Annotated in this window: 23 protein-coding genes and 1 tRNA gene; 2 read left to right on the top strand and 22 right to left on the bottom strand. The window is 29.8% G+C overall.

What is annotated here, in order from left to right; all coding sequences use genetic code 11:
- The 3 genes from B3B03_RS03640 to gpr form a co-directional block, all read right to left on the bottom strand.
- Positions 1-285, bottom strand: a complete 285-nt coding sequence (locus B3B03_RS03640; protein ID WP_346848416.1) for a hypothetical protein — start codon at positions 283-285, stop codon at positions 1-3.
- 152 nt (positions 286-437) lie between these two features.
- Complete coding sequence (locus tag B3B03_RS03635; RefSeq protein ID WP_346848415.1) at positions 438-1,466, bottom strand: stage II sporulation protein P; 1,029 nt, start codon at positions 1,464-1,466, stop codon at positions 438-440.
- Positions 1,467-1,549: 83 nt separating this feature from the next.
- Positions 1,550-2,563, bottom strand: a complete 1,014-nt coding sequence (gpr, locus tag B3B03_RS03630; RefSeq protein ID WP_346848414.1) for a GPR endopeptidase — start codon at positions 2,561-2,563, stop codon at positions 1,550-1,552.
- Positions 2,564-2,792: 229 nt separating this feature from the next.
- On the opposite strand from gpr, the gene rpsT reads away from it, so the two are divergent.
- Positions 2,793-3,059, top strand: coding sequence for a 30S ribosomal protein S20 (gene rpsT / locus B3B03_RS03625; protein WP_035128853.1), 267 nt, complete (start codon positions 2,793-2,795; stop codon positions 3,057-3,059).
- Between the two features lie 61 nt (positions 3,060-3,120).
- On the opposite strand, the gene holA is transcribed toward rpsT, so the two are convergent.
- The 14 genes from holA to B3B03_RS03555 all read right to left on the bottom strand — a co-directional run bounded on the left by holA (position 3,121) and on the right by B3B03_RS03555 (position 20,065).
- Positions 3,121-4,131 carry a DNA polymerase III subunit delta gene (holA, locus tag B3B03_RS03620; RefSeq protein WP_346876498.1) on the bottom strand — a complete coding sequence of 337 codons (1,011 nt, stop codon included), beginning with the start codon at positions 4,129-4,131 and terminating at the stop codon, positions 3,121-3,123.
- Positions 4,132-4,188: 57 nt separating this feature from the next.
- Entirely contained in the window at positions 4,189-5,973 is a 1,785-nt protein-coding gene (locus B3B03_RS03615) for a ComEC/Rec2 family competence protein (protein ID WP_346876497.1), read from the bottom strand.
- Between the two features lie 49 nt (positions 5,974-6,022).
- The gene (locus tag B3B03_RS03610) at positions 6,023-8,302 is read right to left on the bottom strand and encodes a bifunctional diguanylate cyclase/phosphodiesterase (RefSeq protein WP_346876496.1); all 2,280 of its coding nucleotides are present in this window, start codon (positions 8,300-8,302) and stop codon (positions 6,023-6,025) included.
- A 424-nt stretch (positions 8,303-8,726) separates the two neighbouring features.
- On the bottom strand, positions 8,727-9,122 hold the full coding sequence (locus B3B03_RS03605) for a hypothetical protein (protein ID WP_346876495.1): 396 nt from the start codon (positions 9,120-9,122) through the stop codon (positions 8,727-8,729).
- 210 nt (positions 9,123-9,332) lie between these two features.
- Positions 9,333-9,956 carry a DUF2812 domain-containing protein gene (locus tag B3B03_RS03600; RefSeq protein WP_346876494.1) on the bottom strand — a complete coding sequence of 208 codons (624 nt, stop codon included), beginning with the start codon at positions 9,954-9,956 and terminating at the stop codon, positions 9,333-9,335.
- Positions 9,957-9,976: 20 nt separating this feature from the next.
- Positions 9,977-10,297, bottom strand: coding sequence for a PadR family transcriptional regulator (locus B3B03_RS03595; protein WP_346848407.1), 321 nt, complete (start codon positions 10,295-10,297; stop codon positions 9,977-9,979).
- Positions 10,298-10,812: 515 nt separating this feature from the next.
- The gene (locus tag B3B03_RS03590; protein ID WP_346876493.1) at positions 10,813-12,435 is read right to left on the bottom strand and encodes an ABC transporter ATP-binding protein; all 1,623 of its coding nucleotides are present in this window, start codon (positions 12,433-12,435) and stop codon (positions 10,813-10,815) included.
- Positions 12,436-12,443: 8 nt separating this feature from the next.
- Complete coding sequence (locus B3B03_RS03585; protein ID WP_346848405.1) at positions 12,444-13,760, bottom strand: Cys-every-fifth radical SAM/SPASM peptide maturase CefB; 1,317 nt, start codon at positions 13,758-13,760, stop codon at positions 12,444-12,446.
- A gap of 195 nt (positions 13,761-13,955) precedes the next feature.
- Positions 13,956-14,177, bottom strand: a complete 222-nt coding sequence (locus B3B03_RS03580) for a Cys-every-fifth RiPP peptide CefA (RefSeq protein WP_346848404.1) — start codon at positions 14,175-14,177, stop codon at positions 13,956-13,958.
- A 455-nt stretch (positions 14,178-14,632) separates the two neighbouring features.
- Positions 14,633-14,729 (bottom strand) — tRNA-Sec (locus B3B03_RS03575).
- Between the two features lie 85 nt (positions 14,730-14,814).
- Entirely contained in the window at positions 14,815-16,722 is a 1,908-nt protein-coding gene (gene selB / locus B3B03_RS03570; RefSeq protein WP_346876492.1) for a selenocysteine-specific translation elongation factor, read from the bottom strand.
- Positions 16,723-16,798: 76 nt separating this feature from the next.
- On the bottom strand, positions 16,799-18,181 hold the full coding sequence (gene selA / locus B3B03_RS03565; RefSeq protein ID WP_346876491.1) for an L-seryl-tRNA(Sec) selenium transferase: 1,383 nt from the start codon (positions 18,179-18,181) through the stop codon (positions 16,799-16,801).
- Positions 18,182-18,229: 48 nt separating this feature from the next.
- Positions 18,230-19,258 (bottom strand): selenide, water dikinase SelD, encoded by a 1,029-nt coding sequence (gene selD, locus B3B03_RS03560; RefSeq protein WP_346876490.1) that lies wholly within the window; start codon positions 19,256-19,258, stop codon positions 18,230-18,232.
- 108 nt (positions 19,259-19,366) lie between these two features.
- Positions 19,367-20,065, bottom strand: a complete 699-nt coding sequence (locus B3B03_RS03555) for a helix-hairpin-helix domain-containing protein (protein WP_346876489.1) — start codon at positions 20,063-20,065, stop codon at positions 19,367-19,369.
- A gap of 143 nt (positions 20,066-20,208) precedes the next feature.
- Here B3B03_RS03555 and B3B03_RS03550 point away from each other — a divergent pair, with 143 nt between their 5' ends.
- Complete coding sequence (locus B3B03_RS03550; protein WP_346876488.1) at positions 20,209-21,504, top strand: D-alanyl-D-alanine carboxypeptidase family protein; 1,296 nt, start codon at positions 20,209-20,211, stop codon at positions 21,502-21,504.
- A 135-nt stretch (positions 21,505-21,639) separates the two neighbouring features.
- On the opposite strand, the gene B3B03_RS03545 is transcribed toward B3B03_RS03550, so the two are convergent.
- From B3B03_RS03545 to yhbY, 5 genes are all read right to left on the bottom strand, one after another.
- Positions 21,640-22,539, bottom strand: coding sequence for an RluA family pseudouridine synthase (locus B3B03_RS03545; protein ID WP_346876487.1), 900 nt, complete (start codon positions 22,537-22,539; stop codon positions 21,640-21,642).
- Between the two features lie 66 nt (positions 22,540-22,605).
- Complete coding sequence (locus tag B3B03_RS03540; RefSeq protein WP_035128819.1) at positions 22,606-22,986, bottom strand: RidA family protein; 381 nt, start codon at positions 22,984-22,986, stop codon at positions 22,606-22,608.
- A gap of 59 nt (positions 22,987-23,045) precedes the next feature.
- Positions 23,046-23,618, bottom strand: coding sequence for a bis(5'-nucleosyl)-tetraphosphatase (symmetrical) YqeK (gene yqeK, locus B3B03_RS03535; protein ID WP_346876486.1), 573 nt, complete (start codon positions 23,616-23,618; stop codon positions 23,046-23,048).
- Between the two features lie 3 nt (positions 23,619-23,621).
- A complete protein-coding gene (gene nadD / locus B3B03_RS03530; protein WP_346848397.1) occupies positions 23,622-24,230 on the bottom strand; it encodes a nicotinate-nucleotide adenylyltransferase in 609 nt (202 codons plus the stop codon).
- 116 nt (positions 24,231-24,346) lie between these two features.
- Positions 24,347-24,640 carry a ribosome assembly RNA-binding protein YhbY gene (gene yhbY, locus B3B03_RS03525; protein ID WP_035128811.1) on the bottom strand — a complete coding sequence of 98 codons (294 nt, stop codon included), beginning with the start codon at positions 24,638-24,640 and terminating at the stop codon, positions 24,347-24,349.
- Positions 24,641-24,661: the final 21 nt, after the last annotated feature.

The raw sequence follows: 24,661 nt of genomic DNA, 5'->3' as shown, positions 1-24,661 counted from the left end.
TTAAGTTTCATTAGATGGCAATGCTAGTTCCTTAATAGTATCTCCTATAACCTTAGTGCCTTTAATAAAATTCCTAAAAGGCTGACCATTAAGGATTATATTAAATTCCCCTATTTTTATATTAACCTTCGAATCCCTGTCATTAGAGCTTACATAAAAACTAGAGCTTTGTCTCACCACCTGAGGTAAATTCATATTTACCACTAAAATTCCGTATATCATAAATCCTACTGAAATTATTATTAAAAACTTGCATAATCCTGTCCTTAGTGTCTTACTATTCATCTTATCTATTCTCCTTTACCTATAGGTGCTCAAAATAAAAAAAGTACCTCACATTTAATGATGTACTTTTTCTTATATTTTTATTCTTTCTTAGGCATCTTCAAAAAATAAATAAGTCAGAATGCTCGTCTATTTATTTATTTTCAGATGCCTTACTTAGAATTTAAATATTGTGCAAAAACTATACTCATATATTTCATTGAGTTTTTAGCTTCTTGTAATTTGTTGGTATCTGCTCCAACCTCCATGAGTATAGCATTATCACTTAAATCTTGGTTATAAAATAAAATACCTCCATGGTCATAGGCTATAATGCCCCTCTCTCTATACAACCCAGGATAAAGCTTATTTGCTATAGCAAATATGGATTTAACATTTTCTATATGCTTAGGATATTTAGGGTCCTGCATGGTTGTTACTAAAGTAAGCTTTGCAACATCATCTCCCTTTATGTTTCCAGTAACATCTTCTTTTCTAGGACCACCATCTCTATGAAGATCTATTATTAAATCAAACTCTCCATAACTACTTATGTTTTTACTTATGGTTTCTCTAGACGCATGATAAGCTCTATTATAATCAGCCTTATCATGTATTGTTTTATCATGGACAACTGTAAAGCCTAATTTCTCTAGTTCAGAAGTAAGAACATCCCCAACTCCTGCTACGGTGGTAGATAATCCACCGTTTCCTTCTGCATAAGCTTCATTAGTATGAGTATGATATATCAATATCTTCTTTTTAGAATTATCTTTAGGATCACCAACTACGTCTACCCCTTCTTGAAATTTATTTATGTCTGTATCTTTTAGTTCGAAAGGATTTATTGTAATTTTCTGTACTACCTTAGCATGTTCCTTCACATTCTCAAGAGCAGTTTTATCCCTTAAATTTTCTTCGTCTAAAAAGCTTATTTCCTTTCTAACTATATCCAAAGGATTCAAGGTAAAATTACCTACAAATTTTGTATCATCCTTATTTACTGCTGGCTTTAAAGTACTGACACTTTGCCCTATGAGCTTCATAAAAAAGTTAGTTCTATTGATACTTTCTAAGTTATCATCATCTAAGGCTTGGGTAGACCTAGATAAACCTATAGATATTACCATGACTACTGCTATTATAGCAAGGATAGCTCTAGAACAATACTTTCCAGCATCTGTCTTACTTTTGTTATTCACCGTATCCCCCCCTGTTTGAGTTATACATAGGTATAATTAATTACTCTAATAATTTATATGAGGAGGGAATAAATTTTATTACTTTAGTTTAAATAGGTATTTATATCATCTAAGGTTAAAGCTGGTTGAAGGGCTATGTTTATGCCATTGGCAATTATTTTAGATACACTATCTATTACTTTATCAATATCTTTAGGAGTTACTACCATGCCCCCTAATTCTGGGTCTAAAACCTCTCTAATCAATGTTTGTCTTTCATCTCTGTCAACTTCCTTAAGCATGCTATAAAAGGCACCACCCTTAGTTGAAGACTTGATTAAGCTTTCTAAAACTAAGTCTATGGTATCATTAGCTATAGTTCCTGCATCTACCACTGTAGGCACTCCTATGGCTATTACAGGGACTCCTAGGGTCTTTTCACTGAGCTCTAATCTTCTATTTCCAACTCCTGCTCCTGGAGATATACCTGTATTACCTAGCTGTATAGTTCTATTTACCCTCTGTGTCTTCCTAGAAGCAAGAGCATCTATACAAATTATTACACTAGGTTTTACCTTATCTACTATACCCTTTATAATTTCGCTGGTTTCCATACCTGTAAGTCCTAAGACACCAGGGGATATAGCACACACTGGTCTTACCCCCTCATCAATGCTATCTGGAACATATTCTTTTAAGTGTCTACTTATCATTATCTTTGACACTACCTTTGGTCCTACGGCATCAGCGGTGATATTCCAGTTACCTAACCCTACCACTAAAGCTACCATATCTTCATTTAGATTAATCAGCTTTGATAACTCTTTAGCCATAACTTCACTTACATCTATTATTCTCTCACCATCATAGTATACGAATTCTGGAAATTCTAAGGTTATATATTCACCAATAGGTTTTCCTATGTTTTTAGCTCCTTCTTCATCTAATATTTTTACTGCAGTAACTCTAACGTTATTATCTATGTATTCCTCCGATTTTACTCCTGACAATTTTCCAGGATTATTTTCACTATAAATCTCTTTAGCTTCTAAAGCTAAATCTGTCCTTACACTGTAAACTACTTCTTCTTTATCCTTAGACTTGTTTTTCTTCATCATAATTATCACACCTCATTTATGGTATTTTTCATATTATTCCTATATACATTAGTATGTATATTTATCTTTTCCCAAAGTTTCTTTCATATACTAATATGTTAAAGGTAAATTCTACTTGAAGTACGCAAAATTTAATGTTATAATAGCTTTTGTTATATGAAACTCGTAAGCAGACTTCCCCAAAGCTGCCGCTGAGAGATTGATAAAAATACAAGGGGGTGAATTAATAATGGCAAACATTAAGTCAGCTAAAAAAAGAATCAAAGTTACTCAAGCTAAGACTATGAGAAACACTATGATAAAGTCTTCTTTAAAGACAACTATAAAGAAATTTGAAGCTGTTCTAGCTAGCAATGACGTTGCTGCTGCTCAAGAAAGCTTTAAAACTGTAGTTAAAGCCCTTGATATGGCTGCTTCTAAAGGCATAATACATAAGAATAAAGCAGCTAAGAAAAAATCTAGATTAGCAGCTAAGTTAAATGGATTATCTGCTTAATAAATAAACCGGTGTATTCACCGGTTATTTATTTTTTTGCATATATTTAGTTTAAAACTTTTTATTTATTCATCATGGTCTTTACCATAAGCATTTCAATGGCATTCTTTTGATCTACAGATTTACTTTTTATTTCACTTTCCGTTTCAATGCAATTTTCTATATTCTTCTTTAGAGCTTCCTGAGAAAACTTTTTGCTTTGAACTATCATCTTATCTGCAATATAGGGATTTAGGTTATATTCCTTTACTATGTCTTCTTTTCTAATCCCTTTTCCAACCTTTATTCTTATGGCAAATAAAAGCTTAAATTGACGCTCTATCATAGATAATATTTTAGGTGTTTTTTCACCCCTATATATCAATTGATTTAAAGTATCTATGGCTGCCTTTATATTTCTTTCTGAAAGATAGGATACTAAATTAAATATATCATTCTCCTTTTCATAGGGACACATCTTTATTATATCTTCTCTAGTTATCGCCCTTCCTTCAGTGTATAAAATAAGCTTCTCTATCTCGTTATCTACTATGTTCATGTTATTTTCTATGATGGAGCAAAAGTATCCAACTTCACTTTTCCCTATGGACTTTCCCTTCTCTTCAAAGATGGCTTTTACTTTACTTTGAAGGCCCATGCCCTTTAGTTTGTCAACTTTTACAACCTCACATACATTTTGAAGCTTCTTAACCTTATTACTAAGTTTTTCTCTATCATCTTCAAATACATAGTACATAATTAAAAAGGTATAGGGAGGAATATCCTTAAGATAGTTTCTAAGGCTATCTATATCTTCTCCCTTATCTCTTAAAAAGTTAGCTCTAAAGATTTCTACCATTCTATATTCGCTCATAAAGGGTATAGTTTCGCAATTATTTATTAAAGCATCTACATCTAATTTATCTCCAGAAATTCTTGTATAGTTAAAATCAGCAAAACTTTCATCTATCTTTAAACTTCTTATTTTTTTTATAGCTGTCTTTATAAGTCCTTCATCAGAACCACAAAGTATATAACAATTTTTTAGTTTATTTTCTTTTATGTGTTTTTCAAGTTGTTCTAAGGTTATCAAGAAAAATTCCTCCACTCTTTAATTCAGTATAATACTTATTTCAGCATAATACTTATTCTAGTGAACATAATTATGATATAATTCTCCACCTATGAGTTTATAGTTTTCATAATAATGTCCTAGAATAATTCCTTCTCTTTTTCTGTTAATCCTTATTATATCACAGTTTGGACTTGTTGATGAAAAATTGCTTTTATAACAGCATTGAGTGGCTTCTTTTTCATATTCCTTATCTATAATTATATTGCTAATTTTACCCCTATGATTTATTTGTAAATAGATAACTCCATCCTTATCTTCTACATCTATAATGCAATGCTTTGATAGTTTTAAGGTTAGCTCTTCTTCAGATTCATCATAGATTCTATCTAACCCCTTATAATTTTCATAGACATATTTCAACTTCACCTTTTGATTACATACCATTACTTTTCTGGTACCATAGTTTATTTCTACAATATCAGCCTTTTTCCCCCCTATAAAATTTATTTCTGGGTAAATTATATATTGCTGCTTTATAGTTAAAAGAAATAGTAATATAGGTAAGTATCTTAAAGATTTCACCCCTCTTCTTATAAGGATATAACTTATGTATAATATGAGAATCATAACCCCTTCTATGTAAGTAAATTCTAAGGGTAATGGCAAAAGATTAACTAAGAAAGCCTCCATGGTATCAATTATAAGCAACACTGAGTTAGTAATGAGAGACAAAAGATTAAACACCGTTGGAACCTTAATAAATAGAAGCAGAAGATTACCTAAAACTAATAGAAAGGTGTAAAAGGGAATCAGAAATAGATTAGAAATTAGTCCACCTAAACTCACAGCATTAAATCTCATTATTATATAGGGTGTAGTAAAAATCATAGAGCTAAAGGTTAAACTAAGGGAGGCGGCTATAAAATTGGGGAGCTTATAAAATTTCCTTTTAATTTTATTATTTAAAGTGAAGATTCCTAATACGGCTAAAAAGCTAAGTACATAACCTATATCTAATATGTAGTAAGGTTTTATTAACAGAAGTAAAAATGCTGCAAAGGCTAAGGCTGATATACCTTCATAGGTCTTTTTCACCTTAGGGCCTAATACTAGTAAAAATATCATTATAAAGGCTCTAAAGGTAGAGCTTTTTCCTCCAGTAAATATAACATAAAAGAAAAGAACTATTAAAGCTAGTTTATATCCAATTATACTTTGAAGTACTCCATAAATTAGTGATACATGAAGTCCTGATACACTTATTATATGGGATATACCTAAAGCATTAAACTCTTCTCTTTTATCGTAATCAATATAGCTATCATCGCCACCACTTACTGCCAGTATAATAGCAGCTCCTTCTTCATCTGTAACAGCTAAAAGCTTATTATAAAGATGACTTTTTATCAAGTATCCCTTATATATTAAATCTTCCTTTAAAGGCTTTGAAGCTATCAGGTTATACTCTCCTACAATGCCTTTACTATAATCTACCTTCCTATGAAATTCTCCTTTTAATATGTACTGCCTTCCCAATTGAATATCCTTGTTCTTAGGAAAAATTTTAATTCTTCTATTTTGAAGACTACCAATATAGTAATCCTTCCCTTCCTCTACAATTCTGCACTTAATATTTTCCCCTAGGTCCATGGAATAAAAATATATAATGCAGTTTATAAAAAACAACATAGAAAACCCCATAACTATAAAAGCTAGGGGTTTCTTAAAATCTTTTTTAAGTAAAAGTATATAAATTACTATAAAAACTACAGCTGGTAAAATTCCCATGTAGCTATATAAAAAATATATAGTACATCCAAAAATCCCTGCCAAGCATATCTGAACCATTGATTTATCCATAATATCACCCTGTAGTATCATTGCCAAAGTAATAAATTGTAATTCAATTTTATAACCAATTTATATATATTTCTTCTGCTGGCATTGGCTTTGCAAAGTAATATCCCTGAATCTCATCACATTGTAATTTTCTTAGACATTCCAATTGTTCCTTTCTTTCAACCCCTTCAGCTATTACAGGAACCCTTATTGCTTTAGCAACGGTAATTACAGCCTTAACGATTGCATAATCATAGTTATCTTTATCTATTAGGTCTACTAAAGGTTTGGCTATTTTTATCCTATCTACTGGTAACTGCTTTAAATAATATAAAGAAGAATATCCAGTGCCAAAGTCATCAACAGCTATTGAAATACCCATTGCATTAATCTTTAACAATGTATCTTTAACTTTTATATCTTCTTCCAATTCTAAAGTCTCTGTAATTTCAATTTCTACTTCTTCAGGTGCAATATGATATCTTTCCATGGTTTCTTTTAATTTTATAATGAAACTATTATCCTTTAACTGTCTTACAGAAACATTAATTGCCATTCTAAGGTGTTTATTAGTTTTTTTCTTCCACTGGGATAGCTGTGCCATGGCAGTTTCCATAACCCAATATCCTATGGGAATTATAAATCCTGTTTCCTCTGCAATGGGAATAAATTCACCAGGAGAAATGAATTTTCCATCATTTCTTTGCCATCGCATAAGTGCCTCAAAGCCTATAATTGTTTCATCTTCAATGGAGACTTGTGGTTGATAATACAATTGAAATTCTTCATTAAAGTCAGCTTTTTTAAGCATAATTTCAATTTCATTTTTAGCAAATGCTAATTCTCCTAGTTTTTGGGTAAAGACCATTGCCCTATTAAATCCTAATAGCCTAGCTTGTAGCATAGCTATATCTGCATGTTTAATCATTTCATCTCTATTTTTTGCATCAAGGGGATATATAGATATTCCTACATTTAAAGTAACTCGTATATCATACTCTTCAATGGTAAATATGTCGCTACAGGCATGTATAAGATTTTTAGCCATTTCTAATCCATCTTCATAGGTATATGAACCTTCCTTAGCAAAAACAAAAACATCTTCACCAAAGGAAGCTAAAATATCTTCTTCTCTGTAAACATACTCTTTAAGTCTCTTTCCTATTTCCACTAATACTTCTTCCCCAATATAATTACCAAACATGGTTTTTAGCATTTTATATTTATTTAAATCAATGTAAAAAAGAATAATATTTTCATCTTTCTTCAGATTATTAATATTATTATCTATCTGCTGAAGAAAATATCTCCTACTATGTAATCCTGTAACTACATCTTTATTTATCAAATCATTTAACTCTTTTGTTCTTTCCTGAACCTTGCTTTCCAACCTTAAGTTTAATTGCTTTTCATTTTTTAATAATTCTTCTTTAAGTATATTGGTTTGAACATGATTTGAATGTATATAGTAAAAGGTAATAACTATAAGCATTAATAATAAATATTCTAACTGCACTCCTTTAAATAGGATTAAAATTATTGGAGCAGTTAATAATAAAAGCCCCTTTTTATTTCTACCACTATTCATGAATTCAGTACGTTCTATCTTATGTTGAGTTTTAATTTTAATAATTGACCCTATAGCTGCCACTCCAAAAGCAATTACATATGCAGCATCTAATAATGAATTCGGCTCATATAGGCTGTAAAAATATTCATAATAATAAATAATATCAAAAACTATATAAAGTATATATGAACCAGCTGTAACCCTTAAATATAAAGGTATTTTCCCTTTTCTTATAGACAAGAACCAACTAGCAACCCATATAAATATTAAAAAGTCTACAAATACACAAATCATAAAAATCCAATCACTTTTCATAAGTATTGCATTTTGCATATCAGTATTAAAAAATATAACCCAAACTAAAGTCATAGTACAGATTGTTATTGCAACAGTATCTATTAAAACCTGGGTTGCATTCCATTTTTTAAATTGATGATATCCACCTATAATTAAGGAACATAGTAACAGTACATTAGTTAATAAATACCCACTTACTATAGCACTAACTTGTTCTGGATTAATTTTCAGAATTATAGCTTCCACTGCCCACATAACATCACAAACAGCCCAGTTTAAAATACTTAGAGCCAAAAATAGTCCTGAAGTTTTTAATGTCTTATTTTTCTCCTCCATATAAAAACCTTTAAAAACATAATAAGCTGCTATAAAAGTTACAATGGGAGATAAAATGTTCCCAAAAAAATTCGATTTTACAACGGTTGCTCCGAAATAGGATAAATATAAAATTGCTATTAATACCACTGTCAAAACTTTCTTCATAATCCATTTCTCCCTTACAATCGTAGAAATATAATATATAACTTATTTCCCATATAGAATACAAGTTTTCTATTCTTAAATGTAATATCTATTATTCTTTTTTTAGGATGAAAATCCTTTATTTATATAATAAAAATTTTCATTTATAATTTCATTGAAGTTAATATAGTGAATGTAAATATAAAATTGTATGAATATATCAATGAAATCATATGTAAATATAGAAATATTTGTATAGGTAACTATATGACTATTTCTATAGTTACCTATTTACCTATAAAACTATATAAATAGTTAACTAGTTAACTATTTGTTGTGTTCATGCGGGTTTCAAGGATTATTCCAAAAAAAGTAACGGGGTCAGACCCCGTTACAAAAAAAGGAATGGAGTTTTACTCCCTTTTAAGTATTTATTTTAATTAATCTATTCCCATTTAATATTAAAATCACCTTCATGATTTTTTCCTTCTATGACAATAGTATATTTTTCATCTTTGTTAATCTCCACATCTTTTTTAAAATCATCTGGTTTTTCTACTGAAAAAACTTCATTTTTTTCTTTGTCTATCAATTTAATATTTATGTCACCATTTAAAGTTTCTGAATCAATATGAAATTTCACTTCTTCCGTTTCAAAATTTACACTATATTCATAATATCCGTTGTATTCTTTATAAGAACCTTTTATCCCATTATTATCTTTACTTATGTCTCCACTATTAATCTTATAACTTGAATTCTCTGTACTATAGTTATTACAAGCTACCAATGACATAAATGTTAATGCAATGATAAAAAAACATAATACTAACTTTTTCAAAATATACCTCCTAAAAATAAAACAAATATTCTTAAAATTTTAACTATACCTCCTGTCTGATAATTATATTGTAATACGTCACTCGTATTATAATATAATTATTATATCATTGTTTTTGTACACCTTCAATACCAACCTTACTTTTTCTGTATATTTTACTTGTTATTTCATTTAATTATTTATCTATTTATCTATTTACTGATTAGGTTTCTACTTTTGGACTTTTTTCTTATAATATAAACTTTTATATCCACAAAAAACTGTGAATATAAATAAAACAATTGCAATAATTATCTTTAATTCTAAAGTATTATAGTTTCCTTTCCATAGAAGATCATATAAAACTAAAAGTAAAAATAATGATGGAATTAATGTAAAATATCTAAATAAGGAAACCATATTAGAGTAATATTGATTAATATCCTCTACATCTGTATATATTTCAAATTTATCTTCATCCTTTTCCTTTGGTTTTTCCAAAATTAATAATTCCCTATTTATATTTTTAGAAGTTGCAACTCTAGATTTACTTTCTTTAATAAATGGTCTAAGTTTAAACTTTCCAAAAGAATACTGTCCAAGGTTACTTCCCTTTATAAAACATTTAATTCCAAAATCATTTAGTTCTTTTATATAATTGTCAATATACTCATTACTGTGATTGGAAACTAATTCCACTGTGTAAATATAGTGGTTATCTTTTTCCTTTGAAAATGTATATAAACATCCCCTTTGAGATACACTTTTTAGTTTGTATCCTTGTTTTGCAATATTGTTTAACCACCTTTCCTGACCTTCAATTGGGTCTAAAAAAAGCCTAAATTTTTTAATCACTTTTTTACCTCCCTTTAAATTTATAACTTCTTATCAATAAATCTTTCTCCAAAGGTATAGATTTCTTTTATTCTTTCATATTCATTCTTAAGTACTTCTTTTCCCTCATCTGTTAACTCGTAAGAGTTTCTTTTGTCATTCTCATCATCTTCTATAGGCGTTAAATAATTCTTTTCATTCAGTTTATTTATAATTCCATATAGAGTACCAGGTCCTAAACTAATTCTACCATGAGTTTTATCTTCTAAAAACATTTTTATAGCATATCCATGTTTTTCATAAAGAAATGCTATCATTACATAATAGGTTGATTCTGTTAATGGTTTATACTTATCTTCCATCTTTAATTTTTATTATTAACCTCCAATTCCAAATATTAATTACTCCGTTATTGCCTTTAAACTTATTGTTATGTATTATTGTAGTAAAACTACAACCAGTATTACTGATCTATTGTTGTCTTTAGATCCTTTTATAGTAAACTTTTCTATAATAAAAAGATGTACTACACATTACTTAATATGTTCTACGTAGTACATCATTTTAATACTCTATTGAATTAAATGCAAGTGAAAAATTTATATTACCATAAACAGATTTCTTAGTATCCTATTGTGATACATGCTAATATACATCTTAGTATCAGTATTATTGATATCTACTAACAGAGTTCTTAATATCAGTATTTTTGATACTCACTAACAGAATTTTCAGTATCAATATTTCCATACTAATAGGTTGTTGTCCCTTAGTGAAATACTTAACCACGGACGTAGCAACTCTTTATTCTCATTTTAAAAAATATGGGAGTATTAGACTTGTAGTCATGGTTTAATATCTAAAAATCTCAAAAATATTACTTATTAACAGAAAAAACATAATCTGCGATTTCTCTTATCTTATCATCGTGTGTAACTATAATTACTATCTTATTATCTTTAACTTCATATAAAATCTTTTTTAACGCATTCATTCCATCTTCATCTAAATATGTTGATGGTTCATCTAATATGAGACAATGCGAATCTTTTAAAAGTGCTCTAATTAATGAAACTTTTTGTTTTTCTCCACCAGATATGGTGTCATTCTTTTTATTTACTTTTTTTTCGCTCAAATTTGATCTAGACTCTCCATTATATAATTTGAACGCTTCTACATAATAATTTAAAAGCTCAAGGTCACAATTATCTATTGAATATTTCAAGTTTGCCTCCAAATTACTTTCAAATAAAGCAGGATTTTGTTCTGCAACTGAAAATAAATCTCTTCTGGCACAAAGCATATCTATATTTTTTATACTTTTATTATTTATAAATACTTCGCCCTGATAATTATTATATATATTTAATATGACATTAATTAAAGTACTTTTTCCACTTCCATTTTCTCCAACAATACAGTATATATTTCCTTTTTCAAATAAATAACTGATGGGCTTAAAAATATTTCCATTACCATTATAGCTAAAAGAAACATTTTTTAACTCTATTTCATCAATGTGTCCTATTAGTTTGCTTCCATTGATTTCCTTTTCTAAAGTACTAACTTCTCCTATTCTATTAAGACATATTAAAGCACTTTGATAGGTTTTTCCTAATTCTAAAAAGTAATTTATTGCTCCAATAAAAATAGCAAAATAACTGCTCATTATTGTAAATTCTCCAATAGTTAAATTATCACTTATAATTCTTACTCCACCTATAAATATAAGTGCTATTTTGGCTAAATTATTTATTGTAGAACCTAGCGATGAAAAAATATAAGCTAGTTTAGTAAATTTCATAATGATATTATATAACTTTTCATATTTTTCACGTACTTCAGTTAATATATTTTGATATAAAGAATTTAACTTAATAAAATAAATATTACTTATTTTATAACTTACATCTGAAAAAAATATATTTTCTTCTTCTTTTACTGAATATCCTTTCTCATATAAAGGCTTTTTAAATGCTAAATAAGAAATAATATATATAGGAACAAATATCATTAATACTAAACTCATTAACCAATCTATTTTAAAAAGCATAAATCCTACAATTATAATACTTAATACCTGTATTACTATACCTATTGAATTAGTTATAAAAAAACTTGATATCTCTTCTGTATCTGAAAAGATTCTTTGACTTAAATAAGCTGCATCTTTTTTCTTTAATTCAATTTGACTTGTTTTCGTCAACTGTAATAATAACTTTTCTTTTAAATCATAAGATATATTAGTAACAATTTTTACTTTTTTCATGTTTGATAGATATGAGCTTATTATTGCAAAAATCGTAAGTACAATAGATATTAATGTAAAACGATATATATTTTCCATTGCTTTTACATTTATTAAATTATCAATATAATCTCCAATAATATAAGGCATTATTATATTAATACTCCATGATAAAATACTTAAAATCAAAAATGTAAAAAACTCAGATTTTCTTTTTGATAGACTAAATTGAATTAAACGAAATATTTTCATTAAACTCACTAACCCTTATTTATAATTTCTGAAAAGTAACTCTTAACTTGTTCTTCTACTATCCCCTTTATTTTAAAGCAACCTGAATCTTCATACTTCTCACTTTTTCCATAGCTAACTGATCCACATCCACCTCCACATGCTGGAAGATATACACAATCTCTACACTCCTCTACATTTAGTGGATTTCTAGTCATCCATTCAAAGTATTTATATGTTATATCTTTTATATTGCCATCTGCATCTAACTTACCAATTCTATGTTCTTCTTCACCAGTATGTTCCCAGCACTTATACATTTCTCCACTTGGCTCAATGGTAAAATTATTATCACAATTAAGTCCACAGTATGTCCATTTTCTCATTGGTCTTCTCTTAACATCAAAGCCTACTTTACCTGCCTTTGTCCACAAATTGCTTAATAAATCACCTAATTCTTCCTCTACATAACAGTTATCTTCATAGGATGAACATGCATCTGTTCCACCTCTTACTATTCCAAAATCTATACTTAATTCATCAAGCCCTTTGCTATGAAAGAAATCCATAAGTTCATTCATATCTTTTATATTAGTTTTGTCTACATTTACTCTAATTACTGTATGCAGCTTGTCCTTGTATTTTTTTAGCAACTCTAAGCTTTCTATTATTTTATCAAAGGTTCCTTCTCCATTTTTTCCTATTCTTCTTGTATTATGAATTTCTCTCGTTCCATCTATTGTTATTTGTACATACTTACAATTATATTTAACTAATGATTCTACTATTCTTTCGTCTAACAATGTACCATTGGTTATAATTGATGTTACAAGTGTCATATTGTTTTCTTTACAAAATTGGCTAAGTTCTTCTAGTATGTGTTCTCCTGCTTTATAATTTACTAGAGGTTCTCCTCCAAAAAGTATAATGTTTACACTTTTTGTTCCTCTTTGAAGAGATTCATTTTTTATATGTTTTATTATAGAATTAGCTGTTTCTATTGTCATTGAATTACTCTTTGCCTCTCCTGCACCTTCATAACAATATACGCATCTCAAATTACATGCCCATGTCAATAAAATTGTATAAGATAAATTATTATTTCCATACTTAGCTTTATTATGATAAAAATCAAAATATCTATTTTCATCTATCTCATCTGGTACTATTAATTTTTTCTCAATCATTTCTTTTTTTAGCTCTTCGTCTATTTCACTCATATCATTTTCTTTCATTTTTCCCATAGTCTTATCATCAACTAAAAAACTATTTCCTGATAATGTATTAAATAAAATATTTTCTTCTTTGTTGTATGGTATTAAAAGATTAAATTTTGAATACTTCATTAATTAATATCCCTCCAATATGTAGAGCATTAGATTACAGTAAAATCTTGCTCTCTAATGCTCTTAATTTTTTTTACCAGAACTTAAGTCCGCAAACCTTAGCTCCACAACCGTCAATCCAACAAGCTGTTTCTATAGTTCCCTTGTAATGATCTCCCTCTGAATATAAATTTCCAATAAACATATAAACACCTCCTAATTTTCACCAGTAGTTGAAAAAATATCGATCCAACATCCGTCTACAGGACAAACATCTACTGCACATGCTTCAATTCCACATGCATTTCCACCACATGCGTTTCCGCCACATAATTTACCTGCACATCCATCAGCTCCACAAGCCTTAGCTGGACATCCATCTACTGCGCACATTGGGCTAATTCCACCTGAGCCATAGGCATTTCCAATATACTTCATAAAATCTCCTCCCCTCCAAATAAAATATAGGTATATGTAGTACGTGTTACGTATTACATATACCTATATTACCATTTGAATTATTTATTTTCAATATTTTTACTGTATTTTTTTAAAACATTTTACTTTTTATTACAACAAATTTCATCGATATTTTTCAATTTATCCGATGACTACCCGCTCTAATACTCCCATCTTTTTCAAAGTGGGAGTAAAGAGCGGCTACGACCCTGGATAACGATTTCCCCTAAAGGACAACGAATTCTAAGTATCGAAAATACTGATACTAAGAATTCTGTTAGTAACCTTCAGAGGGAGTAAAAACTCCCTCTGAAGCAAAGAACTCTGTTTATTCTCGCAGCCTACAAACATATTTCTAGTTTTTTAGTCATAAAATAAGGACTCAAAAGTTATTTACCGTTGGTATTACTAACTTTCAAGTCCTTATATTACTTTGGCGGGAATATGTGAGAATCGAACTCACCCGTCGTGGTCTTAGCACGGCAACTCGGTTTTGAAGACCGGCAGGCACACCAGCACCTATCTACTCCCATATTACTTCCTACACTTGGTATTATAAGATGTAATAGATAAAAAATCAAGTATTAAAACCATCAATACTTGATTTTTTTCACTATTAATACATTACTCTATCATTTTCTACACGTTTAGTGAATTTTATACTATCTAGATGTTCTAGGATAGCAATGGTATATTTTCTGTTACTTTCAAAAATTTCTTTAGCGGTAGCTGCTGATATAGAGCCATTTTCAAGGATATAATTTCTTACCTTATTCTTAGCTTCTTCATAATCTTCCTTAAGAAGAGTGCAGTCTTCATTTAATTTAATTAAAATTTCCTTATCTATTAGAAGTTCATATACCATCTTAAATCCAGCTCTATCTTTTTCCCCTTGGCATAAGTCTACATATTTAGGAGGGGTAAACTTTAACCTTTTATATTCATTTATTATAAAGTTTTTCATTCTTTCTTGTTCTTTATTCAAGGTTACATTAAAATCATATAAAGCTATAAACTTTTCACTTACTTTTAATGTTTTCTTTTCTACTAACATGTTTAATATCTCATCATAATTCTTTTGTTTTAATTTTTTAGTAAATATTTTATTTTTAGCTTCTTCCTTAGACATTCCAAATTTTAATGGATTCTTTTTATGGAAATCTTCTATGAGTGCCTTTAATTCTTTTGTTTTATCCTTTAAGAAATCTTTATGGATGAATATGCTATTATCCTGTCCTCCTAGTCTTATTATGGTTTCTTGATCTTCTAAAGCTTTTAATTCCTCTTCTATGTTATCCATGTTTTTACCAAGACTCTTTAATATAGCTAAAGAATCTGGATAGGTATCGCTTAAATTTTTCACTGTATTTTCTAAAATATTAGTAGATTTACCACTTTCTTTTAATTTTAATTCTTCTAAATACTCAGCAGTAACCTTCTTAGATTTTTTAGCATTAGGCTCTATTATTATACCTCCTGCTATGGTATTCATAGGAGAATAGCTTCTTATGATGTAGCGGTCATTTCTTTGAACTGTAATAGGCTTTTCTAATCTCAGTTGAACGTAAGCCCACTGTCCAGGTTTAATTTCTTCTTTATCTAAAGGTATAATTCTACAGATTATTTCTTCTGTACCATGATATAGCCTTACCCTTTGTCTATTTACTATAGACTTTTCAGCGGTTTTTATATGGTACAACTTACAATCTATGATTAAAGAGGGCTCCATAATATCTTCCTTAGCTACCACATTACCTCTTTGTACCTCTGACACCTTAATATTGGCAAGATTTATGGCACAACGCTGTCCTGCTTCTCCAAGTTCTGAAGGCACATCATGTACTCTTATTCCTCTAACCTTGGCCTTAACCTTACCTGGATATATCTCCACGGTATCACCTAGGGATACCTTTCCACTTATTATAGTTCCAGTTACCACTGTACCAAAACCACTTATACTAAAGGATCTATCTACTGGTAATCTAAAATGACCTTCTGTATCCTTTGCTTCTACTTCTTCTGTTAATTTATCTATATCTACAATTAATTCTTCAAAACCCATTTTAGTCTTAGAGGATACTGCGTGAATAGGTGCATCCTCTAAAAAAGTATCCTTAAATTCTTCCTTTATGTCTTCCTTTATCATATCTAACCAATCAGCTTCCACTAAATCTGACTTGGTTAATACTACTATGCCTTTTTTTATATTTAAAAGTTTTAATATTTCAAAGTGTTCCCTGGTTTGCGGCATTATTCCTTCATCGGCAGCTATTACAAGTAACACCACATCTATACTACTTATTCCTGCCAACATATTTTTAATGAACTTTTCATGGCCTGGTACGTCAATTATTCCTGCTCTTCTCCCTGAAGGTAAGTCAAAATAGGTAAATCCTAAATTTATAGATATTCCTCTATTTTTTTCTTCTTGTAGAGTATCTGTTTCCCTTCCTGTAAGAGCTTTAATTAAGGTAGTTTTACCATGGTCAATATGTCCAGCAGTACCTATAATTATATGCTTCATCTATTTTACTTCATCCTTTCAAAGCATCTGTTTTATAATAGAGCAGGTAGGTAGTAACCCACCTGATTGATCTAATCTACTCTATAGCCTTAAAACATTGTACTATTTCATCAAAATCTTCTTTAAATAAGGTTCTTCCATCTAAAACTAGCTCATCATTATAAATCCTAGCTATTAGTGGAGTTTCCCCTAATCTAAGTTTTCTCTCCATATCCTCCGGAGAAAATTTTTCACTGGTTACTTTAACTACATAGGTTTCAATTTTTTCTGTAGGCATAGACCCTCCACCTACCATGGATTCGCCTTTGTCTATATAAAATTTAAAGTCCTGAGTCTTACTTTGTAGCTTTCTCTTTAGAAGTATACATTTTTTCTTAACTTCTTCCTTAGGCATCAAAATCATATTTAAAGATGGAATGTTATCTATAGCTTCTTTTTCATCTATATAATATTTTAAGGTACCTTCTAAGGCTGCTAAAGTCATTTTGTCAACTCTTAGGGCCCTAGTTAATTGATTCTTTTTCATTCTATCGATATATTTCTTTTTCCCAACAATGATTCCCGCCTGTGGACCACCTAGCATTTTATCTCCACTAAAAGTTACTACATCAATACCTTTTTTTATGCTATCTTGCACGGTAGGTTCATAGGTAAAACCATATTTACCAAAGTCTATAAGAACTCCACTACCTATATCTTCTACCACCGGAATTTCATGCTTTTCTCCCAGTTCTACAAGCTGCTCTAAGGACACTCCTTCTGTAAAGCCTAAAACTTTAAAGTTAGAGGTATGAACCTTTAAAAGTACTCCTGTATTTTCTCTTATATTATTTTCATAATCATATAGATGAGTTCTATTTGTAGTTCCTATTTCCACTAGCTTAGCTCCACTAAACTTCATAACCTCTGGTATTCTAAAGGAGCCACCTATTTCTACTAGTTCTCCTCTAGAAACTATGACTTCCTTTTCCTTTGCTAAGGTATCTAGGACTAACATTATAGCTGCTGCATTGTTATTTACTACCATGGCAGCTTCTGCTCCAGTAACCTTTTTAATAATTTCTTCTATGTGAGAATATCTAGAACCTCTTTTCCCACTTTCTATGTCATATTCTAAATTATTATAGCTACCTGCCACTGTTATCACATTTTCTATAGCTTTTTTTCCTAAAAGTGAACGACCTAAATTAGTATGTATAACAGTTCCTGTGGCATTTATCATCCTTTCTAGGTGCATTTTGTTTTTGCTTTCTAGAGTATGAACTGCAAAATCTAGTACTTGCTCTGTATTTAAACTATCTACATTGCCTTTTAATATACCATTTCTATAAAATTCTATGGCTTCCCTTAAGGATTCTAAAACTATGGTTCTAGAATTGTCTTCTATTAACTTATTTACTGATTGAAGTTTTAAAAGTTCATCTATCTTAGGTAATTTTCTTAATAATTCCTTATTCATTTTACTTCTCCCATGCATTTTAATAAGATACAACTTATGTATGACTATCTATTCCACCACTAGGGGTACTTCACCCTTTTCAATTACTTCACCAATAATAGCAGGTTTTATATCTAACTTCATTAATCTTTCCATCATAGACTGAACTTGATATTGAGGAGTAGATATTAATAAACCTCCTGAGGTTTGTGGATCAAATAAAGCATCCTCTAACCATTCTGGAATATCCTCTAATTTATACTTGCCATCTAAATATCCTTTATTGTTATAGGTTCCTGCAGGCACTAACCCCATCTCAGCATATTCTCTAGCACCTTTAATCACTGGAATTTTATCTTTAAATAACTTTATAGTGATATCAGAAGCTGATGCCATCTCATATCCGTGACCCATTATTCCAAAGCCAGTAACATCTGTGCATGCATTTATGTTGTAATCTACTATAATTTCACCTGCATATTTATTTAAGGTACTCATAACCTTTACAGCTTCATCATATACTTCCTTTGATGCTATTTCTGCCTTTATAGCTGTATTAACAATTCCTGTACCTATAGGCTTTGTTAATATAAGTACGTCTCCCACCTTACAACCATGATTTTTAAGGACCTTTTCAGGATGTACTATTCCCATAACAGATAACCCATACTTAGGTTCGTCATCTTCAACAGTATGTCCACCAATCACTACGGCACCTGCTTCTATGACTTTATCAGCGCCACCTTTTAAAATTTCTCCTAATATATCTATATTAAGGCAATTAGGAAAGCAAACTATATTCATGGCTACTGTAGGCTTTCCTCCCATGGCATAAACATCACTTAGGGAATTTGCAGCTGCTATGGCTCCAAAGGTATAAGGATCATCTACCACTGGTGTAAAGAAATCTAAGGTTTGAATAGCTGCTATATCCTCTGTTAGCTTGTAAACTGCTGCATCATCAGAAGTTTCTATTCCTACTAATAGGTTTTCATTTGACATTTTAGGTAATTTGTCTAGTATTTTTGAAAGGGTCTCCGGCCCTATTTTCGCTGCTCATCCAGAGGTCTTTGAAAGTTCTGTTAATCTTTTTGACATGGTTTTACCTCCTTATTTTATAATAAAAACAAACACTATTTTTTATTAAATTTAACTTTATTTAGTATTAAAAATTATACTAATTCTTTAATAATTCTATACTAATACTCATTTTATGTCTACCTTATCTCTCAATTTCTCTAAGGTTTTTACTCCTATACCCGTTATATTTGTCAGTTCATCTACGGATTTAAATTTTCCATTTTCATTTCTGTAATCTACTATACTTTGAGCTTTTACTTGACCAATACCTGGAATGGTCATTAGTTCATCCACCGTTGCTTTATTTATATTTATTTTTCCTTTTGAATCTACAGCTCCTGTATCCTTTTCCTGCTGTTCTTCAACTTCAATTTCTGAATCTAATACTTCTTCGCCTATTTTATATATTTTAATACATTGTTCATCTTCTAGTATTTTAGAAAAATATATCTTTTCCTCATCTGCTTCTGGTGTCAGTCCCCCTGCTATTTCAATTAAGTCTCTTACTCTAGAACCTGCTTTTAATTCATATTCTTTAGGAGCTTTCACTGCACCTTTTATATCTACAACTATTTTATTATCATTTATATTTTCTTGATTTTCACTATCTTTTTTATTACTATCTTTATTACTATCTTTATTCTCAGTATTTTCATTTTCTCCATTACCTTTTGAATTTTTGCTTTGAAAATACTGTTGTTCATCAAGGAATACCTCTTTATATTCTTCTTCTTTATTGTGATTAATTATGTATCCTGCTACCAAAAATATAATACTAAGTATTAATATGGATAATGCTCCAATTATTTTTTCTTTTAATTTCACTTTAATACACCTCTCAATTAACATCTTATCCATATTTTTTATAAATTATTATCGTACTTCCAACTTTTTTTTGATATAATTATGTATTATGTGTTAAAAAAGTTACTAGATAAAAATTAAATATGTATAGTAAGGAGATTTCTATGAAAAAACTATTATTTATCATATTATCATTTTTTGCTATAACCATATTAAGTTATGGTAATGCATATGCATACTCAGACCCACCTTCAATAACTGGTAAAAGCGTGGTAGTTATGGATGCTAATACTGGGGCAGTGGTCTATGGTAAAGATGAAAATAAACCTTATCCACCAGCATCTACAACAAAACTAATGACAGTACTTCTAACTCTAGAAAATTGTGATCTAGATGAAGTTGTAACTGTAGGTGAATTTCCTCCTACCATTGAGGGTTCAAAAATCTATGTAGATGTGGGAGAAAAGATGACTGTAGAAGAAATGTTATATTCAGTAATAATGGTTTCTGCAAATGATTGTGCTGCTGCTCTAGCAGAGCATATCTCTGGCTCCATTGAAGAGTTTGCCGTATTAATGAATCAACGTGCAAAGGAACTGGGCTGTAAAAATACCAACTTTGTAAATCCTCATGGACTTTATGATGATAAACATAGAACTACAGCTTATGATTTAGCTCTTATGGAAAAAGAATTATTAAATCACGAAAAATATATTGAAATATCTAAAACTAAATCTACCTTCTTACAGCCTACAAATATTTTTAAAGAAAAAAGACCTCTTTGGAACGATAATAGACTACTTCACGATGCTTATGAATGCTATTATCCAGATGCCATTGCTGGTAAAACAGGCTATACTGATGAATCTCGTCATTCTTTTGTAGCTTCTGCTTGTAAAGGGGATAACAAGTTTATAATAGCAATATTATTTGATGAAAATAAAGCCTATTATGATGAAACTCCTAAACTTTTTGATTGGGCCTTTAAAAACTTTTCCACTGAAAAAGCTTTTTCAAAAGGTGAAGAAATAGGTACTTACGAAACTACTAATGGTTCGATTATTCCTTTATTGGCTGATAAAAACATACTATATACAAAGGATAATAGTTCTAAAGAAAAGCCATCAATAGTAATTAATAAGGATACTCTTAGTAATAAATTTTTTAATAAGGGTGAGCCTATTACTACTGTTGCAGTCAATTATAATGATCAAAGCTATACCAGTGAGGTTTTAAGTGGTAGTGATTACGAAGAAGAAGTGCTTCCTGTAGTTGGAAATTTAGTTACTACAAAAGATAACACTATAAGCTATAAAAATCTATTTATGATTATAGGTGGAATAGTTTTAGGAATTATTCTTCTAATATTGGCTATTATATATATTATTAAGAAAAGAAGATTAGCCAAAAAACGAAAAAAACTTTTCTCTTCTTATAATTCATACAAAAATAAATATTAATTTACCAAAATATAAATGGTGCTGCATTATTAACTAATGAAGCACCATTTCTTTATCCCATGACTTCCAACTCTAATACTCCTATCTTTTTCAACATGGGAGTAAAGAGCTGCTAGGTCTCCGGCTATGAATTTTCTATTTGGATTGAAGGTTATGTATAAGCTTTGTCATATCCTCTGGCAGAGTACTTTCAAAGTTTAAAATCTCACCACTTCGAGGATGTGGCAATGTTAGGGCATAAGCATGTAGAGCTTGACGACTTATTAATTCTTCATCATTAAAATCACTATAGAGTTGTTCTCCATATATAGGACATCCTACATAGCTTAAGTGTACCCTTATTTGATGGGTTCTTCCAGTCTCCAAGACCAATTCTACTAAAGTTCCCTCTTTATAGCTCTCTTTTATCTTGTAATGAGTAATACTTCTTTGACCATCTTCTAAAACTGCTCTTTTTATTGTTTCATCTGTAGATCTTCCTATAGGTAAGTCTATAGTACCTTCTTGATTTTCAAGGTTTCCATGAATTATAGCTAAATAAGACTTTTTAATTAAATTCTTCTCCATGGATTTTGCTAAATTCATGTGAGAAAATTGATTTTTAGCTATCATAATAAGTCCAGAAGTATCTCTATCTAATCTACTAACTAATCTTACTATTGAATTATCATTATTACTTCTAAAATGATGAATAACTCCATTGGCTAAGGTTCCCATAGGATGACTTTTAGTTGGGTGAACTACCATAAAAGGAGGCTTATCAACTATTAATAGATCATCATCTTCATAAATAACCTTTATGTTTAAATCTTCACCTTCTATATTTTGGCTTTCCTCTGCATTAACAGTAACTTCAATAACATCATCTTCTTGAAGTTTATAGTTAAGCTTTACTTCCTTACCATTTACTCTTAATCTTCTATCCATAGCGGAACCACGAATGAATCTACCGGAAAGATTTAAATTCTCCTTCATGTAGTCTCTTATCTTCACATCCTGGCCTTCTTTTCCTACCTTATATGTAATAAAACTCATCTTCTAGTCACCTCTATTTATAAATATTTAAGCCTCCTTGTGTAGGAGGCTTAATCATATACTTAATTATTCTACTATTGCTATTACTTCTATTTCTATTAAAGCATCTTTTGGTAATTTACCTGGTTGAACACAAGATCTTGCAGGTGGATTTGCATTGAAATACTTTCCATATACTTCATTCATGGCTGCAAAGTCATTCATATCCTTTATAAATACCATAGTTTTTACAACTTTATCTAAGGACGTACCAGCCTCTTCAAGAATAGCTTTAACATTTTCTAAGCACACAGCTGTAGCCTTTTGTATATCATCATTTACTAATTCTCCAGCTTGATTTATTGGTAATTGACCTGAAGTGTATAGTAAATTTCCTACCTTTACTGCCTGTGAGTATGGTCCTAAAGCTGCAGGTGCTTTTTCAGTGTTGATTATGATTTTATCCATTTTTTTGCCTCCCCAAATTAAATTATTATATATTATTAGATAATTTTTACCTAGTAATATCAGTTTCTTTTAGTAACTAACAAATAATTTCTAGCTTTAATGGTATCTATATGCATTATTGAGTTTCTAGATAAAATATACATTATAGTATCGTCAAAGGATTTTAAAAGAGCTTTATCTAAATCCTCATAGGCTAAAGTTCTTAATTCTTCCACACCTTTAAAATTTCTTGAAGGCTCTATACAATCAGCAATATAAACTATTTTTTCTAATGTTGACATATTTTCTCGTCCTGTAGTATGATATTTTATTGCATTTAAAATATCTTCATCTTCCACATGGAACATTTCCTTTGATATGTATGCTCCAATTAAACCATGTAAAAGCTGAGGAGATTTGTAATATATATCTGAAATAATTATTCCATTACTCCTTGCTTTATTAATTAAATCATTGGCAGAAAAATTTTTAGCACAATCATGACAAAGCCCAGCTATTCTACCTTTATTAGGATTTATACCATAATGTTTTGCAAGGTCTTCACTAGTTTTCATTACACCTAAACTATGGTTATATCTCTCCTTGGTAAGATGAATTTTTATATAATCTTTTATTCTATTTTCCTGCCACATACCTTACACCTTATTTCTATATAAATTATATTGATTAATTACCTCCTCTACCCCTTGGGGAAGAAGGTAATTAACCATTTTATCTTCTGAAATTTTCTTTTTAATTTCTGTAGATGATATATCTAAAAGAGACATTTCTAACAAGATTATCTCTTTGCCATACTCTTTCTCTAAATCCTTTTTCATTTTTAATACATCATCCATAGCATATCCAGTTCTAGAAAACACAACTAAAGTGCAGTTATCTAATATTATGTGAATATTTTTCCACTGCCTTAAAGTCATTAAACTATCTACTCCAACTAAGAAATACCATTGAGTATAAGGTTCTCTATGGTTAAACTGCATTAGAGTATTATAAGTATAACTTAAACTGTCACTTTTTATCTCAAAATCACTTATGGAGAACTTTTTCTCACCTTTTATGGCCTGATAAACCATTTTATACCTAATTTTCTCTTCTGTCACAGCCCTAGCCCTTTTATGTGGCGGTCGACCATTTGGCATAAATATGACTTCATCTAGGCTTAAATTATATAGTGCTTCATAAGCTATATGAATATGTCCTATATGTATAGGATCAAAAGTTCCTCCAAAAATCGCCTTTTTCATGCTATTACCTCTTTAAATTATAATACCATATATGAAGTATTTTACCAACTGCAATTGGAATACTTGTTTAAAAGTTACATATATTTAAAGGTTTCTAAAACTCTATTAAATGTATATTATTTAGGAAGTTCTATTTTAGGATTTTTCTTAGATTTTCGATAGATAACTAATTTACTTCCTATAGCTTGAATTCCTTCACAACCTAATTCTTCACATAAAATTTCTGAAGCTTCTCTTGCTGTAATCCCACTATTATTTAAAGTTTTTATCTTGATTAGCTCTCTTGATTCTAGAGCCCCATCTATCTGCTTAAGAAAGTTTTCTTCTATGCCACCTTTTCCTACTTGGAATATAGGTGCTAATTGACTTCCAAGAGATCTAAGATAGCTTCTTTGTTTTGTTGTTATCATGTTATTTATTTCCCCCTAATT

Source organism: Clostridium sp. UBA5712, from assembly GCF_002419845.1.
GTDB lineage: Bacteria > Bacillota > Clostridia > Clostridiales > Clostridiaceae > Clostridium_J > Clostridium_J sulfidigenes.
This window is presented reverse-complemented; position numbering and strand designations above follow the sequence as displayed.